This is a genomic window from Kitasatospora sp. NPDC058965, assembly GCF_042741245.1.
Taxonomy (GTDB): Bacteria; Actinomycetota; Actinomycetes; order Streptomycetales; family Streptomycetaceae; genus Kitasatospora.
Genome location: NZ_JBHYKG010000081.1, coordinates 1 through 14,666 on the forward strand (window position 1 = coordinate 1; position 14,666 = coordinate 14,666).

Sequence of the window (14,666 nt, forward strand, 5' to 3'; positions counted from 1 at the left end):
GCGGCCGGGCCCGAGCGGCGAACCGGTCCGGGATCAGACCTTGTCGGCCACGATCATCAGGTAGTGGAAGCTGCCCTCCTTGTAGGCCGTCAGGAACGGCTCCTCGATGCCGGTGGCCACCGAGGACTGGGCCCGCAGCTCCCAGTACGGGATGGTGTCGGCGGTCAGGTCCACCACCGAGATCGGCACCAGGTTGTTGGCCGACAGCGCCTTGAAGTACTCGCTGCGGGCGTGGATGTTGCAGATGTAGTGCTGGTCGATCTGGCTGACCGCCTTGGACCGCAGGCCGGTCACGTCGTTGTAGCAACCGGTGATGCAGACGTAGCGGCCGCCGAACTCCAGCAGCCGGGAGAACTCGGCGAAGGCCTCGTACAGGTCCACGTACATGGTGGTCTCGTTGGTCCAGATCGCCTTGCGCGAGCCGGTCTCCAGGCCGGTGTCCAGCATGTTGCGGAAGTGGAAGCGCACCTTGTCGGAGACCCCGCGCAGCCGGGCCTGCTCGTTGGCGAAGCCGACCTGGTACTCGGAAATGGACACCCCGTCGATCTCGCAGCCGAACCGGGCGTTGGCCATGATGCTGGTGCCGCCGCGGCCCGAGCCCGCGTCCAGCAGCTTGTGCTGCGGACCGACCCCGCCGAGCTGGCTGAGCAGCACCTCCGCCTGGGCGGTCTCCAGCCGGTGCATCTCGTTGATCATCCGCTGCGGCCGGGTCTCCGCCGGGCCGGCCAGCACCGACGGGTCGTAGTCGCCGAGCCCGTAGTGGTGGTGGTAGAGGCCGTCCACCTCGCCCAGCCGGAGGTTGACCGGGTCCTCCTGGTTGGTGTTCCAGTAGTTGGCCACCGACTTCTGGAAGGCGGTGCGCAGGACCGAGGCCGGGTTCGGAGTCGTAGTGGTCATGACAGACTGCTCCTTGGAGAGACGGGGTCGTGCACGGGTACGGGATGGTGCCGACGGAGGACCGGGGCTCCCGGCTCAGTCGCGCGGGCGGGAGACCTCGACGTTCTCCAGCACGCCGAGCGCGTCCGGCACCAGGACCGCGGCGGAGAAGTAGGTGCTGACCAGGTACGAGATGACGGCCTTCTCGTTGATCCCCATGAACCGGACGTTGAGACCCGGCTCGTACTCGTCCGGGATGCCGGTCTGGTGCAGGCCGACCACGCCCTGGTTGTTCTCCCCGGCGCGCATCGCGATGATCGAGGAGGTGTGGCCGCCGACCACCGGGATCTTGCCGCAGGGGAAGATCGGCACCCCGCGCCAGGCCGGGATGTGGTGGCCGCCGATGTCCACGCTGCCGAAGTAGATGCCGCGCCGGCTGCACTCCCGGCCGAAGGCGGCGATCGCCTTGGGGTGGGCGAAGATGTGCGAGGTCTCGCGGCGCATGCTGAGCAGCTCGTCCAGGTCGTCCGGGGTGGGCGGGCCGGAGTGGGTCTGGATCCGCTGGTCGTACTCGGCGTTGGCCAGCAGGCCGAACTCCGGGTTGTTGACCACCTCGTGCTCCTGGCGCTCGCGCAGCGCCTCGATGGTGAGCTTCAACTGCTGCTCGATCTGGTTCATCGGGTCGTTGAACAGGTCGGCGACCCGGCTGTGCACCCGCAGCACGGTCTGCGCCACGCTCAGCTCGTACTCGCGCGGGCTCAGCTCGTAGTCCACGAAGGTGCTGGGCAGGTCGGGCTCGCCGTCGTGGCCGGCGGCCAGCTCGATCTCGGCCTCACCGTGCTGGTTCTGCGCCTGGGTGTGGCTGTCCAGGTAGTCGCTGATCACCTGGCGCAGCTCGGGCGAGCGGTCCGCCAGCTGCTGGAAGGCGGCCCACGGCAGGGTGAGCACGGTGGCGGGGGTGGCCGCCTTGGCGGTGTACTCCCACAGGGCGTCGGACTGGCGGACCGCCTCGTCGCCCAGGTGGTCGCCGTCCGCCAGGTGACCGACCACGGTGGACTCGCCGTACTTGCCGGTGCCGACCTTGTTGATCTTGCCGTGCGCGATCAGGTAGATCTCCTCGATCGGCTGGCCCGCCTCCACCAGCACCTCGCCGGGGGCCACCTCGCGCTGGGCGAACCGGCCGGCCAGCTCGGCCAGCAGGGCGTCGTCGTCCACCTCGCGCAGCACCGGCACCTCGCGCAGCGAGGGCGGCACGATCCGCACCTCGGCGCCGGTCTTGGCGAAGCTCACCCGACCGCGCCCGACCGCGTAGCTGAGCCGGCGGTTGACCCGGTAGGTACCACCGGAGACCTGCACCCAGGGGAGCGCCTTGAGCAGCCAGCGGGAGCTGATGCCCTGCATCTGCGGCTCGGACTTGGTCGTCGTGGCGAGGTTGCGCGCCGCGATGGTACTCAGGCTCAGCTGTGCCTTGACCTGCACCTGCTGCGGTTCGGTCGGGGCCGGCCCGGTCTCGATCGACATCGACTCTCTCTCCCATTCAGGTTCACGGGGGTGCACGCTCACGCGGTGGTGCACGGAGGAAGCACGGTGATCGGCAAACGGGAAACACGGCGAACGGCGAGGATCGGCGAACGAGTGAATTCCGCTGCGCAGTGAGATTCCACCGCATGCTCATGTCCGGTGTGAGGGGCAGCCGCCAATTTCCTCGGGACGTGAGAGGTGAACGGAAAGGCGCGCGCCCCCGGTGTGATCCGCTCGGCGGGAGGGCCTGAGCAGGAAAAACGTTCCCCGAAGATCGTTATTCCCAGATAATCCGGCAGTATTACTTATGCGAAATCGGTGTCGGCCGGATGGAGGGTCGGGTTATAAACCTACTCCCGCCTACTGCCACGCTCAAAAGGGGTGAAAGGGGCGGGGGTTCGAGTGCGGGCGTTCAACTGCGGGCGTTCGGGTGCGGCCGGCCGGCCGGCCGGGGGCGGGAGTGCGGGGCCGGCTCGGTTCCCGCCCGGGTCAGTTCCGGTCGCCGGGGCGGCGGTCGGCCGGGCGGCGCGGCGGGATCGCCGGGGTGGGGAAGTCCCGGCCGCCGGTCCACAGCGCCGGCACCGCGTCGCCGCGGCGGGCGAGCTCGTAGGCGATCGACTCGTAGTTCACCCGCCAGCCGTGGAAGTGCGGCCAGGCCAGCACGGTGGGCCGCTCGACCTCGAAGCCGGCCGTGGCGATCATCGAGACCGCGGCGTCGAACTCGGCGTAGGTCAGCCGGATCGGCGCGTCCGGTTCCGGGTCCGTGTCGTAGTCGATCCGGACCACCCGGGCGATGTCGCGCAGCGCCGTGAACCCGGCCCGCAGCACCAGCCGGGCCTCCGGCGGCGCGGTGCGCGGGCTGACGGCCAGCTGGATCGCGGCCGCGTCCATCACCGCGATCAGGGCGACGATCCAGCTGCGGTAGGGCTGCGGCGAGCGGAAGGAGAGCAGGACCGGGTAGTTGGAGTGGCTCTCGCCCAGTTCGGCGGCCAGCCGCTCCCAGTCCCGGTAGAGCTGCGGCAGCGCGGTCTCGGTGTCCACCAGGGACTGCCGGGCCAGCAGTTCGGGGCCCCAGGCGGGCTCGCCGGCCCGGGACTGGAGCAGGGTGACCTCGACCTCGCGGCGGTTGTAGGAGCCGTACAGGGTCGGCAGGTAGGCGATCTGCAGCGCGATCACCAGCGGTCCGCTGGCGGCCGCCACGAAGTCCAGCGCGGACAGCCGCAGCCGGTCGCCGCTGGCGAAGCCCAGGGTGAACAGGCTGGAGCCCGCCTCGCGCAGCGAGACGCTCCAGGACAGCCCGGAACTCGCGTAGGTCAGCAGGGTGAAGGAGGCCAGCAGCGCCACCAGCCAGCAGAACAGCATGGCCATCAGGACCAGTGGCGCCAGCCAGGCCTGGGCCCGGTCGTGGGCCCGGTAGCTGTTGCCGAACGGGCGGGCGACCAGGTGCAGCACCGACCGCAGGCTCCGCCACAGCCGCATCACCAGCGAGGAGTAGAGCCCGCGCGGCACCACCATGGTGCGCAGGATGCTGGCCACGGTGAGGGTCAGCAGCAGCAGTCCGCCGAGCGCGGCGATCGTCCTCATGGCAGACATTGTCGATCATCGTACCGGGCGCGGGCAGCCCGGGGCGGTGCGCGGCGCGGGCTGTGGCAGAAGCCGGGCCCGCGCGCGGGGGCGCGGGTGTCGGCGTGGCGTGCGGGGCAGGGGTGGACCCGGGTGCGTGCGGTGGCGTAGGCGCCGGTGGGTGCGTGCCCGGCGCACGGCGGGTGCCCCGGCGCGCGCTCGCGCCGGGGCACCCTCACGGGTGGCTGCTGCCGTCAGTTCGGCGGCGGTGCCTGCAGCGAGAGCTGGGAGAAGCGCTCCAGGCTCTGCTGGTACGCCACCGGGGTGACGTGCATGGGGCCGGTGTACGGATGGGTCATGTGCAGCACGAGGTAGATCCCGAAGCCGACCACCGCACCGACCAGACCGAGCGCGATCGCCTCGCGGCGGTGGAAGGTCAGACCCGCGATCGGGGCGTAGAGCAGCACCAGCAGGCCGGTGCCGATCAGTGCCGGGTAGAGCGGCGCCGGGAGCGAGAGCGAGGTGTCGGCCAGCCGGATCTGGCGCTTGGTGTAGATGTCGTCCAAGTCGCTGATCACGCTGGAACGTTGTGGCGAGGGCGGGAGCGCCTCGACGTGTGCCCGGACGGCGTCCAGGCCGGCCCAGGCGGTGGGGGCGGCCTCGCCGTGGGTCATCGCCCGGAAGTCCGCGCCGATCACGTCGTCGACGTAGCTGCGAAGCAGCGGACGGGTGCCGGCGTCGGCGTCGGTGTAGGCCGCGTTCAGCGCCCGGGCCTCGTCCCAGGTGTGGGCGCGCGCGGTGTTGAGGTTGGACCAGGAGCCGGCGATCAGGAAGGCCGCGACCAGGATGAAGGAGGAGAGCGAGGCCGAACCGAGGAAGCTGAGCGCCCCCGAGGAGAAGTTGCCCTCGCGGGAGCGGGTGGTGCGGCCGAAGGCGGCCAGGATGCCGACGGCCAGTCCGGCGCCCACGATCACGGCGAGGACGATACCGATGCTCAACGACGTCTCCCTGCGGTGTGGTTGATGAAGCTGACGGCGGCCGCGATGACGGCCGGGATGGTGATGGCGACGAAGACGAAGGCGTTCTGCGGGTCGCCGGGAGGTGTGGCCAGGTCGGCGGGGTGCTGGGCGGGGACGGCGGTGACGGTCTTCAGGTGGGTCGGGGGCGGTGGGGCGGGCAGTGTGGGCGCGGGGGTCGGAGTGGGGACCGGCTTCGGCGGTGGGGGTGGCGGACTCGGGTGCGGGGGCGCGGGCTTGGCGGCCGCCGGGGCGGGTGGAGCGGGAACGGGCGGGTGCGGGACCGGGGGTGGGGGAGGCGGTGGTGGCGGCGGGGGCGGGGGAGGAGGAGGTGGCGGCGACGGTACGGGTGGGGGCGGCGGCGGATCGGGTGGACAGCCGCACCAGCCGTGGTGGCCGTGGTGGCCCTCGTCGTCGCACCCGTGGTCGTGCTCGTGCTCGTGGTGGTGGTCGTGGTCCTCGTGCCCGTCGCGGTCGTGGTGCCCCTGGTCGTCCTGGTGGCCCTGCTCCGGCGGGCCGTCCGGGCCGTGGTGCCCGCCCTGCCCGCCCCGCTCGCCGCCGCCCGAGCGCTGCCCGTGCGCACCGTCGCCGGGAGCTGCGCCGGCCGCAGGGTGGGTGACGGTGTTCGGGTGTGCCGCGTCGCCCGGGTGCGCCGTGCCGCCCGCTCGACCGGGGTGGCCGCGGCTGTCGACTTCCTGCTCACCATGCATGCGCAGGACAATAGGCAGGCGGACCGGGCCGGTTCGCCGATTCACCTGTTCTGCTGGGGAATTGACCCGCCCGGGGGACAGCGGGCTCGCTCGGCCGTACCTGCGGCGAACTCATGTTCCGACACATCCGACCCGGCGGTGGGGCCCGGGGCCGGGTCAGCCGAGGTAACGGCGCAGCAGCACCTTGCACTCGGCGATCAGCGCGGGATCGCCGTCCTTGTCGTGCTGGAAGGCGAGTTTGAGCACCGCGTCGGCGCACTCCAGTGCCACCCGCAGGGCCAGCGGGCCGGGCGGCCGCCCCTCGTCGGTCAGGTGCTCGGAGGTGAGCCGGTGCAGCAGCGCGGCCACCGCGCTGTTGTTGTCCAGGTCCAGGTCCAGCAGGTGCTCGACGTCGTCCAGCGCCGGCGGGGTCGGGCCGGTCAGCCCGAAGTCGAGCGCTCCGAAGCCGGGCACCGCCCGCTTCATGGCGACGAACTCCTCCACCGCCAGGTCCACGAAGCCGCCGACGTCCTGCGGGCTCTCGGCGGCCAACCGACGGGTGAGCCGGTCCAGATAGCGGCTCAGGTTTCGCCGGGCCAGCGCGGCCAGCAGGCTCTGCTTGCCGGTGAAGAACTGGTACAGCGTGCCGATCGGCACCTGGGCGCGGGCCGCGATCTCCTTGGTGGTGAGGGCGGTGGCGCCGTGCTCGTCCAGCAGCTCGGCGCAGGCGTCCAGGATCCGCTCCAGACGCTGCTGGCTGCGCTGTTGGACCGGCCGCCGGCGCAACTCGGGCTCGGTGACCGCGACCGTGCCGCCGACCGTCCGGTCGTTCCCGCCGACGCGGCCCGCCTCGCCCGTGCTCCGTCCGGTCATCGCCGCCGCCCCTTCCTCCTGACTGGCCAGGGGCCACTCTGCCGCATCGGGCCCGCCCGCGCGAATCACTGTGTTGAGGGTCACTCATGTTCGCCGGGTCGATCGGTGAACCAATCGAGGGGTCCCGTGCGTTGACCATGATGGCGGCCGCCCGACGCGTCGGGCACCGGCCGCCGGTCCGGCCTCGTGGGAACGGCCGGGCAGTGGACGCCGGTACCGGGTGGTCGTGGGGGCCACCACCGGTCGTCGGGGTCGGACGGACGCGGGAGTCCGGACCGGCCCACCCAGGGGGCCGGGCGCGCGGAGCGGGCGCACCCGGCCCCTCGGTGCAGCTGCCCGTCGGGCCCGCGGGTGGGGCTCGGCGCCGCAGCGCGCGGACCGGCCGGACCCGGCCGACCCGGCCCGGCTCCCCGCCGTGCTCCTGGCGGCGGCCGTGCGGCAGGGTGGACGTCATGCTTGCTGATCATGACGAGATCGACGTGGTCGTCACCGCCGTGACCGCCGTGGGGCTGACGGTCCGGGTGGACGGCTTGGACGGGACGGACGGCGCGGACGGGACGGAAGGCTTCATCGACCGCGCCGAGCACGCCTCCTGGTGGTCGGCGGCGCCGCAGGCCGCGGTCGGTGACCGGCTGCGCGCGGTGGTGCTCGACGCCGCCAGGACTCCGCCCCGGCTCAGCGCCCTGCCGGACGACCTGCGGACGGCCCGGAGCCTGCGCCACACCGAACCGCTGGTCCGCCGCTGTCCGCCGCCCGCGGGTGGCGGCGACCCGGTGGACTGGGCCGCCGTGGAGGCGACCTTGGGCACGCCTCTGCCGGCCGACTACAAGCGGCTCGTCCGGACGTACGGCGGCGGCCTCTTCGCGGGAGTGCTCTGGCTGCTCGCACCGGGGTGCCCGGAGCCGATGTACGAGCTGGTCGCCCAGGCCGCCGAACGCGAGGAGATCCTCGCCGAGCTCTGGGCGGCGGGCGAGGAGAAGCCGTCGGAACTCGACGACGGCACCACCAGGTTGCTGCCCTGGGGGTACGCGGAGGGCGCCGGCCACGTCCTGTACTGGCTGGTCCGGCCCGGCGTCGAGCCGGAGGAGTGGACCGTCGTCCTCAACGAGGGGCGCGGCCCGCTCTGGGAGGCCCACCCGGTCTCCTGCAGCCGGTTCCTCCTCGACGTGGTGGCCGGCACGACGACCTCGTTCTACTTCACCGGACTCGACGACATCGTCGCCCCGGCGGACCGGACCCGCTTCGCGCCCAACGCGGAGTTCTTCGGTGGGTAGCGGGGGCCCGTGCCGCCGACCGCGGCGGCCGTCTACGGTGGCTGCCCATGGACAGCGAACTACCCCGACGGAGCAACGCCGGCTACGGTGCGGCGGCGCGGGAGCTGGTCGAGCAGTACGAGAGCGTGAGCTTCGCTGAGGTGCACCACGAGGTGCTGCACCTGTACCCCGACCGCCCGAGCGCGGTGCTCGACGTGGGCGCGGGCAGCGGGCGCGACGCCGCGGCGCTGGCGGCCCTCGGGCACCGCGTGACGGCCGTCGAACCCACCCCCGAGCTGCGCGTCCTGGGCGAGCAGCGGCACGCGCGGTGGCCGATCGCGTGGGTGGACGACGAGCTTCCCGGACTGCCGGTGCTGGCCGCCCGGCCCGAACGGTTCGACCTGGTGCTGCTCACCGCCGTCTGGATGCACCTGGACCGGGCCGAGCGGGCGGCCGCCATGGCGACCCTGGCCGCCCTGCTCCGCCCCGCCGGCCGGGTGGTCCTGTCGCTGCGGCACGGACCCGTCCCGCCCGGGCGGCGGATGTTCGACGTCACCGCCGCCGAGACCGTCGAGCTGGCCGCCGAGCACGGGCTCGCGCTGCTGCACCGTGCCGAGCGCGGCGACCTGCACGGCCGGGGCGGAGTCTCGTGGACCTGGCTCGGGTTCGCCGCGGCGGCGTGAGCACGGCGACAGGTGGGTGACACAGCGACAGGCGGAGTGACACAGCGACAGGTGGGGGCGGCGGTCGGGTCGTGGGGCGGTGGGGTCGTGGGCCGGTGGGGTCGGCTGCCGCAGGACCGGTGCCGCGGCGCAGCGGAGGTCCGGGACGGCCCGGGCTCAGGCGCCGCCGCGCCCGCCGTCCGTCCGCGGCCACGGGAAGTAGGCCAGCTCCGCCCCGTAGCCCACCACGAAGCCCGCCCGGACCGGGGTGACCAGCGTGCCCGGGTCCGGAAGGTGGCAGTGGTGGAGCTCGCGGCCGGTGGCGGGGTGCCAGAGGGTGACCCGCTGGTCGTTGCCGGTGGTGAGCACCACCGGGGTGCCGTCGGGCAGCGTGGCAGTGGCCACCGACCAGATCGGGACGGCGGGCCCGACCAGGGTGTGCAGTCGCCGGCCGGCGGCCAGGTCCCAGACCGTCACCCCCGCGTCCCGCCCGGAGGTGACGGCCAGCAGGGTGCCGTCGCTCGCCGCGGTGGCCGCGAGCGACCAGATCGGCCCGGGGTGGCCGGTGAGCGTGTGCCGCGCCTGACCGGTGCTCAGGTCCCAGGCCGTCACCGCGCGGTTCTGGCCCACGGTCAGGACCAGCGGTGTCCCGTCGGCGCCGGTGGCGACCGCCGGGGCGGGGTCGGCGCGACCGGCCAGTCGGAAGAGGTGCTTGCCGCTGGTCAGGTCCCAGACCGCCACGCCGGCCTCCGGTCCGCTGCTGACGGCCAGCGGGGACCCGTCCGGCCCCCGGGTGACGGCGAGGCCGGTGAGGTCCAGGCGGCGGGCGAGGGTGTGCAGCTGGGTCCCGGTGGCCAGGTCCCAGACGGACAGGCCGTCGCGGTCTTGGACCACCGCCAGCGGTGTGCCGTCGACCGCCTGCGCGCTGGCCGCCAGCCGGCCGGACCTGGTGAGCACCTTCCCGGCCCGGCCGGTGGCGGGGTCCCAGAGGGTCACGGCCCGGTCCCGGCCGAGGGTGAGGGCCAGCGGCGCGCCGTCCGGGGCCTGTGCGGTCGCGACGGCGGTCACCAGGGCGGCCGGCTCGCCCAGCGGGTGCAGCCGGCGGCCCGCCGCCAGCTCCCAGACCAGCGCGGTGTGGTCGGCGGCGACGGTGACCGCCAACTCGGTGCCGTCGGTCGCGGTCGCGGTGGCGACCGCCGTGACCCCGTCGGTGTGGCCGAGCAGCGGGCGCGGTCCGCTCGGGCCGGCCAGCCGCCAGACGCCCGCGGTGAGGTCCCGGCTGGTGGTGACGGCGAGCGGCGTACCGCCCGGGGCGGTGACGGTGGTGAGGCCGAGCACCGTGTCGGTGTGGCCGGTGAGGACCTCGCGGCGGACGCCGGTGGCGAGGTCCCAGACGGCCACCCCGAGGTCCGGGCCGGTGGTGACGGCCAGCAGGCCGCCGTCCTGGGCGGGGGCCAGCGCGACGGCGGTCACCTGGTCGGTGTGCCCGGCGAGGGTGCGCAGCGCGGCTCCGGTGTTCAGGTCCCAGACCACGGCGGTGCGGTCGTGGCTGCCGGTGACGGCGAGGGGGGTGCCGTCCGGCGCCAGCGCCGCGGCGATCGCGGGCACCGGCCGGTCGTGGCCGTTGAGCATGTGCAGGCGCTGACCGGTGGTCAGGTCCCAGACCGTCGCGGTGCCGAACCAGCTGGTGGTGACGGCCATGGCCGGGCCGCCCGGGGCGGTGACGGTGGCGAGCGAGCCGACCGAGTCGGCGCGGGTGGTGAGCACGTGGCGGCCCCGGCCGGCGTCCAGGTCCCAGACCAGCGCGCTGCCGTCCCAACTGGTGCTGACTGCCAGTGCGGTCCCGTCCGGGTCGATGGCGGTGGACAGGCCCAGCACGGTGTCGGTGTGGCCGCGCAGGGTGTGCTGGAGCTTGCCGCTGGTCAGGTCCCAGACGCGCAGGGTGTGGTCGTGGCCGGCGGTGACGGCCAGTGGGGGACCGGTCTCGGGGGAGAGGGTGGCCACGGCGGTGACCGGGCCGGTGTGGGCGGCGAGGACGTGGCGCGGTTGACCGGTGGTCAGGTCCCAGACGACCGCCCGGTGGTCCCGGCCGGTGGTGACGGCGAGCGGCGCGTCACCCGGCGGGGCGAGGGTGGCGACGGCGGTCAGCTGGCCGGAGTGGCCGGTGAGGGTGTGGCGGCGGCGTCCGCTCACCAGGTCCCAGACGTGGGCGGTGCCCTGCCGGCCGGCGAGGACGGCGAGCGGTACGCCGTCGGCACGGGTCACGGTGGCGACCGCGCCGGCCAGACCGGTGCCGCCGCGCAGCGTGTGCAGCCGGGCGGGGTGGCCCCGGCGGGTGGCCCAGCGCGGGGTGAGGGGCTGCTGGCTGCCGTTCAGGCGGAGCCCGCCGAGCGAACGGACCAGGTCCGGGAGATACCGGCTGGCCGCGTCCAGGGCGAGCAGGTCGCGGCGGACCTCGGCCCGATGGCGGCGCGGGTCGTCGTTCGACCCCTGCGTGCTCTCGCTCCGGGACGGCTCCGGAAAGTCCCCGGCTCCCGCCTCCGGCGCCCGAACCATCCGCCCCCTTGCTCTGCGTCGTGCTGACGTTCTGTCGTGCTGTTGATCAACGTGGACCGACTGTCGATCAACGGTGCATCGACAGTACATCCAGACATTCAGACATCCAGAGTGCATTGGTCGATCAACCGTTGACTACTGGCGAATCGGCCATTGACCTGGATCAACAGTTGATCAGGAACCCTTTGGCAATCAAGAGTTGATGCAAGGTGGGCACCACGTGGAGCGGCATCCGCTACTGCATCATCTGATCAATCATCAGAAATCTAGGTGTCGAGCGTAGTGCCAATCAACCGGTTCCACCTAACCCGTGCAGTCACGGGCCGAACGGGCCGCGCGGACGCCGCCGACGGGCTCCGGCGCGCACCCCGCGCGCCCGGCGTGCGCCAGGGCAGCGACTGGACCCGCCCCCGCCGGGACCCGCTCACCTGCGCGAATCGCCAGACCCACCGGTCCCGGGCGGCTGCCCACCGACCCGGTGTGCCACCGGCAAGCCGGGCCGGATCCTGACACCCCCGCCTCCGTCAGTCCGCCGGGTCCGTCCCCGTCTCCGTCCCGGCCACCGTGCCCGGCTCCGTCCCGGGCCCCAGCCCCGTTCCCAGCCCCAACTCCAGTCCCAGGCCCAGCCCCAACCCCAGTTCCGGCTCCGTCCCGTCCGGCAGCTGCTGCTCGCACCAGATCACCTTGCCCTCGGCGGTGTACCGGGTGCCCCACCGGTGGGCCAGCTGCGCGACCAGAAAGATGCCGCGCCCGCCCTCGTCGGTGGTGGCCGCCCAGCGCAGGTGGGGCGCGGTGCTGGAGCCGTCGGAGACCTCGCAGACCAGGCTGGTGTCGTACAGCAGCCGCACCCGAACCGGCGGTGCGCCGTACCTGATCGCGTTGGTGATCAGCTCGCTGAGGATGAGCTCGGTGGCGAACCCCAGCTCGTCCAGCCCCCACTCCGACAGCCGCCGGGCACAGGCCGTACGCACCGGCGCCACCGCCGCGGGGTCCATCGGGACCTCCCACTCGACCGCCCGGTCCGCCGGCAGTCGCTCGGTCCGCGCCACCAGCAGCGCGACGTCGTCCGCCGGGTGCCCCACCAGCATCGCCCGGGTGACCGCCTCGCAGATCCCCTCCGGGTCCTGCGCGCTGTGCTCGGCCAGCGTGTGTCGCAGTCGGCCCAGGCCCACGTCGATGTCGGTGTCCCGGGTCTCCACCAGCCCGTCGGTGAACAGCACCAGCCGCGAGCCGGGCCGCAACTGCAGCTCCGTGGTCTCGAACGGATGCCCGCCCACCCCCAGCGGCGGCGAGACGGCCACCTCCGGGTACTCCACCTCACCTTCCGGTGTGATCAGCGCGGGCCGCAGGTGCCCCGCCCGGGCCAGCACGCAGCTGCCGGACATCGGGTCGTACACCGCGTACACGCAGGTCGACCCGGCGATCTCCAGCCCGGCGCCCTCCTCGTCCAACTGGGCGACCAGCTCGTCCAACCGGCCGAGCACCTCCTCCGGCGGCAGGTCCAGCGCGGAGAAGTTGCGGATCGTGGTGCGCAGCCGCCCCATCGCCACGGCGGCGTTGATCCCGTGACCGACCACGTCGCCCACCACCAGCGCAGTGCGCAGGCCCGGCAGCCCGATCACGTCGAACCAGTCGCCGCCCACCCCCGCGTGCGCCGGCAGGTAGCGGTAGGCCACCTCCAGCCCGGTCCGTTCCGGCAGGGTGCGCGGCAGCAGGCTGTGCTGCAGCGCCACCGCCAGTCCGTGCTCGCGGGTGAACCGCCGGGCGTTGTCGATGGAGACCGCCGCCCGCGCCGCCAGCTCCTCGGCCAGCATCACGTCGTCCTGGTCGAACGCCTTGCGCCGGACGGCGGTGCGCTCGATGTCCGTGTGCTCGACGGCTGCGCCTGCGACGGTTGCGCCCTCGACAGCCCCACCGTGATCAGTCGTGCCCTCGACAGGTGTGCCGTCGACGGTCGCGTCCTCGGCAGCTGCGCCCTCGGCAACGGCGTCCTCCACCACTGCGCCCTCGGCAACGGCGCCCTCCACCACCGCGCCCTCGACCACCGCACCCTCCACCACCGTGCGCTCCGGCGAGCGGTGGAACTCGACCAGTCCCAGCACCAGCCCGCGCACCAGCAGCGGGGCGACCACCAGCTCCCCGTCCTCGGCGCTGACGGCCCGCCCGGTGGTCAGGCACCGTCCCTGCGGCGTCTGCTCCCGCGCGGTGACCACGCTGCCCGCGGCCGGCACCTCCTGTTCCGCGAGCCCGCGCACGGCGGTGCGGCGCAGCCGGCGGCCGGCCCGTTCGGGGTCCTCGCCCTGCGTCACCTCGTCCAGCAGGTCGACCGCGACCGTGTCGGCGAACCCGCTGACGGCCACCTCGGCGAGCTCCTCGCAGGTGCGGGTCATGTCCAGGGTGCGGCCGATCCGCATGCCGGCCTCGTGCATCAGCCGGCTGCGCTGACCGGCGGCGGCCACCCGGTTGCTGAGCTCGTGCAGCTCGGTGGTGTCGCGCAGCGTCACCACGCTGCCCGGCAGGCCGCCGTACGGCGCGGTGGGCCGCTTGTTCACGGCCAGCAGGCGGTCGCCGGCCTGGTGGATCACGTCGGTCATGTCCGTCTCGCCGGACTCGCCGGAGAGCAGCGCGGTGGTCTGCGGATCCAGGCCCAGCTCGGTCACCCGCCGTCCCTCGGCGTCCTCCGGCAGGTCGAGCAGCCGCCGTGCTTCGTCGTTGGCCAGCTGCAGCCAGCCGTCGTCGCTGACGATCAGCACGCCCTCGCGCACCGCGTGCAGCACCGCGCTGTGGTGGTCGTACATCTTCGCCAGCTCGGTCGGACCGAGCCCGCGGGTCTGGCGCAGCAGGCGGCGGGCGGCCAGCGCGGTGGCGACGGCGGCCAGGGCGACGGCGGCCGCGGTGCCGCCGATCAGCACCGGCAGGTGGGCGCCGACCACCGAGTTGACCTTCCCCACGGTGATGTTCACCGCGACCACGCCCCGGCTGGTCCCGTCCGGTGCGAAGACCGGGACGGCGGTGACGACCGAGCGGTACCCCTGGTCGGAGAGGTCGAAGGTGACGGACCGCCCGGACCGCAGCTCGGGCAGCACGTGCTGGGCCACGTTCGGCGGCGGGCTGTACGGCCGCCCGATGAAGTCCGGGTACGGCGAGGTCAGCTGGATGAAGCTGGTGTTGAAGACGACCACCGAGTCCACTCCGGTCGCCTGGCGCACCGCCTCCGCCTGCGGCTGCAGCACCGCCGTCGGGTCGGGGCTCTCCAGCGCCTGCACCATGCCCGGCGACTTCGCGAAGGACTCGGCCACGCTGCTGGTCACCCGGCGGGCCTCGTCGTCCGCGCTCGACCGGGCCTGCAGCACCATCGCGGTGACGGCGGCGGCGACCAGCAGCAGCACCACGACCAGCTCGGCCAGGAAGATCCGGCCCGCCAGGCTGTGCACCGAGAGCAACGAGCGCACCCCTGCCCCGCCACGCGACCGCGAACCACCGCGGTCCCGCGACGACGAGGTCCGGCGCCGGTGTCCCACCACATCTCATCGTGGGCTGGGGTTCGAGGGGACCGCAATCCCGCGGCCGCCCGCCTGAGCCGGGCGGGCGGGACCCGACCCGCCCGCTCCAGCAGCACCGACGGACCCCACCTCCCCGACTGGTCCCCTCACCCTC

10 protein-coding genes are annotated in these 14,666 nt (G+C 73.6%); 2 read left to right on the forward strand and 8 right to left on the reverse strand.

Translation table 11 applies throughout. The annotated features are described in order from the left end of the window. Window positions 1-33: 33 nt before the first annotated feature. From ACFW1A_RS16095 to ACFW1A_RS16120, 6 genes are all read right to left on the reverse strand, one after another. Window positions 34-897 (reverse strand): geranyl diphosphate 2-C-methyltransferase, encoded by an 864-nt coding sequence (locus ACFW1A_RS16095; protein WP_380409412.1) that lies wholly within the window; start codon window positions 895-897, stop codon window positions 34-36. A gap of 75 nt (window positions 898-972) precedes the next feature. After that, window positions 973-2,397, reverse strand: coding sequence for a family 2B encapsulin nanocompartment shell protein (locus tag ACFW1A_RS16100; protein ID WP_380409415.1), 1,425 nt, complete (start codon window positions 2,395-2,397; stop codon window positions 973-975). A 489-nt stretch (window positions 2,398-2,886) separates the two neighbouring features. Next, on the reverse strand, window positions 2,887-3,981 hold the full coding sequence (locus tag ACFW1A_RS16105) for a hypothetical protein (RefSeq protein WP_380409417.1): 1,095 nt from the start codon (window positions 3,979-3,981) through the stop codon (window positions 2,887-2,889). A gap of 233 nt (window positions 3,982-4,214) precedes the next feature. After that, window positions 4,215-4,958 (reverse strand): hypothetical protein, encoded by a 744-nt coding sequence (locus tag ACFW1A_RS16110; protein WP_380409419.1) that lies wholly within the window; start codon window positions 4,956-4,958, stop codon window positions 4,215-4,217. Then, complete coding sequence (locus ACFW1A_RS16115; RefSeq protein ID WP_380409421.1) at window positions 4,955-5,686, reverse strand: hypothetical protein; 732 nt, start codon at window positions 5,684-5,686, stop codon at window positions 4,955-4,957. The genes ACFW1A_RS16110 and ACFW1A_RS16115 overlap by 4 nt, the downstream gene beginning before the upstream one ends. Before the next feature lie 156 nt (window positions 5,687-5,842). Beyond that, a complete protein-coding gene (locus ACFW1A_RS16120; protein WP_380409423.1) occupies window positions 5,843-6,538 on the reverse strand; it encodes a TetR family transcriptional regulator in 696 nt (231 codons plus the stop codon). Between the two features lie 452 nt (window positions 6,539-6,990). On the opposite strand from ACFW1A_RS16120, the gene ACFW1A_RS16125 reads away from it, so the two are divergent. Beyond that, the gene (locus ACFW1A_RS16125) at window positions 6,991-7,812 is read left to right on the forward strand and encodes an SMI1/KNR4 family protein (protein ID WP_380409425.1); all 822 of its coding nucleotides are present in this window, start codon (window positions 6,991-6,993) and stop codon (window positions 7,810-7,812) included. A 47-nt stretch (window positions 7,813-7,859) separates the two neighbouring features. Then, entirely contained in the window at window positions 7,860-8,474 is a 615-nt protein-coding gene (locus ACFW1A_RS16130) for a class I SAM-dependent methyltransferase (RefSeq protein WP_380409427.1), read from the forward strand. Window positions 8,475-8,630: 156 nt separating this feature from the next. Here ACFW1A_RS16130 and ACFW1A_RS16135 read toward each other — a convergent pair whose 3' ends face one another. Together ACFW1A_RS16135 and ACFW1A_RS16140 are read right to left on the reverse strand one after the other, a co-directional pair. Continuing rightward, window positions 8,631-11,009, reverse strand: coding sequence for a WD40 repeat domain-containing protein (locus ACFW1A_RS16135; protein WP_380409429.1), 2,379 nt, complete (start codon window positions 11,007-11,009; stop codon window positions 8,631-8,633). Between the two features lie 524 nt (window positions 11,010-11,533). Then, on the reverse strand, window positions 11,534-14,461 hold the full coding sequence (locus tag ACFW1A_RS16140) for a SpoIIE family protein phosphatase (RefSeq protein ID WP_380409432.1): 2,928 nt from the start codon (window positions 14,459-14,461) through the stop codon (window positions 11,534-11,536). Window positions 14,462-14,666: the final 205 nt, after the last annotated feature.

What these genes read in the sequence shown, in the direction of transcription:
- ACFW1A_RS16135 (WP_380409429.1), bottom strand. Translation starts at nt 11,009, where the DNA reads ATGGTTCGGGCGCCGGAGGCGGGAGCCGGGGACTTTCCGGAGCCGTCC.
- ACFW1A_RS16115 (WP_380409421.1), bottom strand. Translation starts at nt 5,686, where the DNA reads ATGCATGGTGAGCAGGAAGTCGACAGCCGCGGCCACCCCGGTCGAGCG.
- ACFW1A_RS16100 (WP_380409415.1), bottom strand. Translation starts at nt 2,397, where the DNA reads ATGTCGATCGAGACCGGGCCGGCCCCGACCGAACCGCAGCAGGTGCAG.
- ACFW1A_RS16125 (WP_380409425.1), top strand. Translation starts at nt 6,991, where the DNA reads ATGCTTGCTGATCATGACGAGATCGACGTGGTCGTCACCGCCGTGACC.
- ACFW1A_RS16120 (WP_380409423.1), bottom strand. Translation starts at nt 6,538, where the DNA reads ATGACCGGACGGAGCACGGGCGAGGCGGGCCGCGTCGGCGGGAACGAC.
- ACFW1A_RS16095 (WP_380409412.1), bottom strand. Translation starts at nt 897, where the DNA reads ATGACCACTACGACTCCGAACCCGGCCTCGGTCCTGCGCACCGCCTTC.
- ACFW1A_RS16130 (WP_380409427.1), top strand. Translation starts at nt 7,860, where the DNA reads ATGGACAGCGAACTACCCCGACGGAGCAACGCCGGCTACGGTGCGGCG.
- ACFW1A_RS16105 (WP_380409417.1), bottom strand. Translation starts at nt 3,981, where the DNA reads ATGAGGACGATCGCCGCGCTCGGCGGACTGCTGCTGCTGACCCTCACC.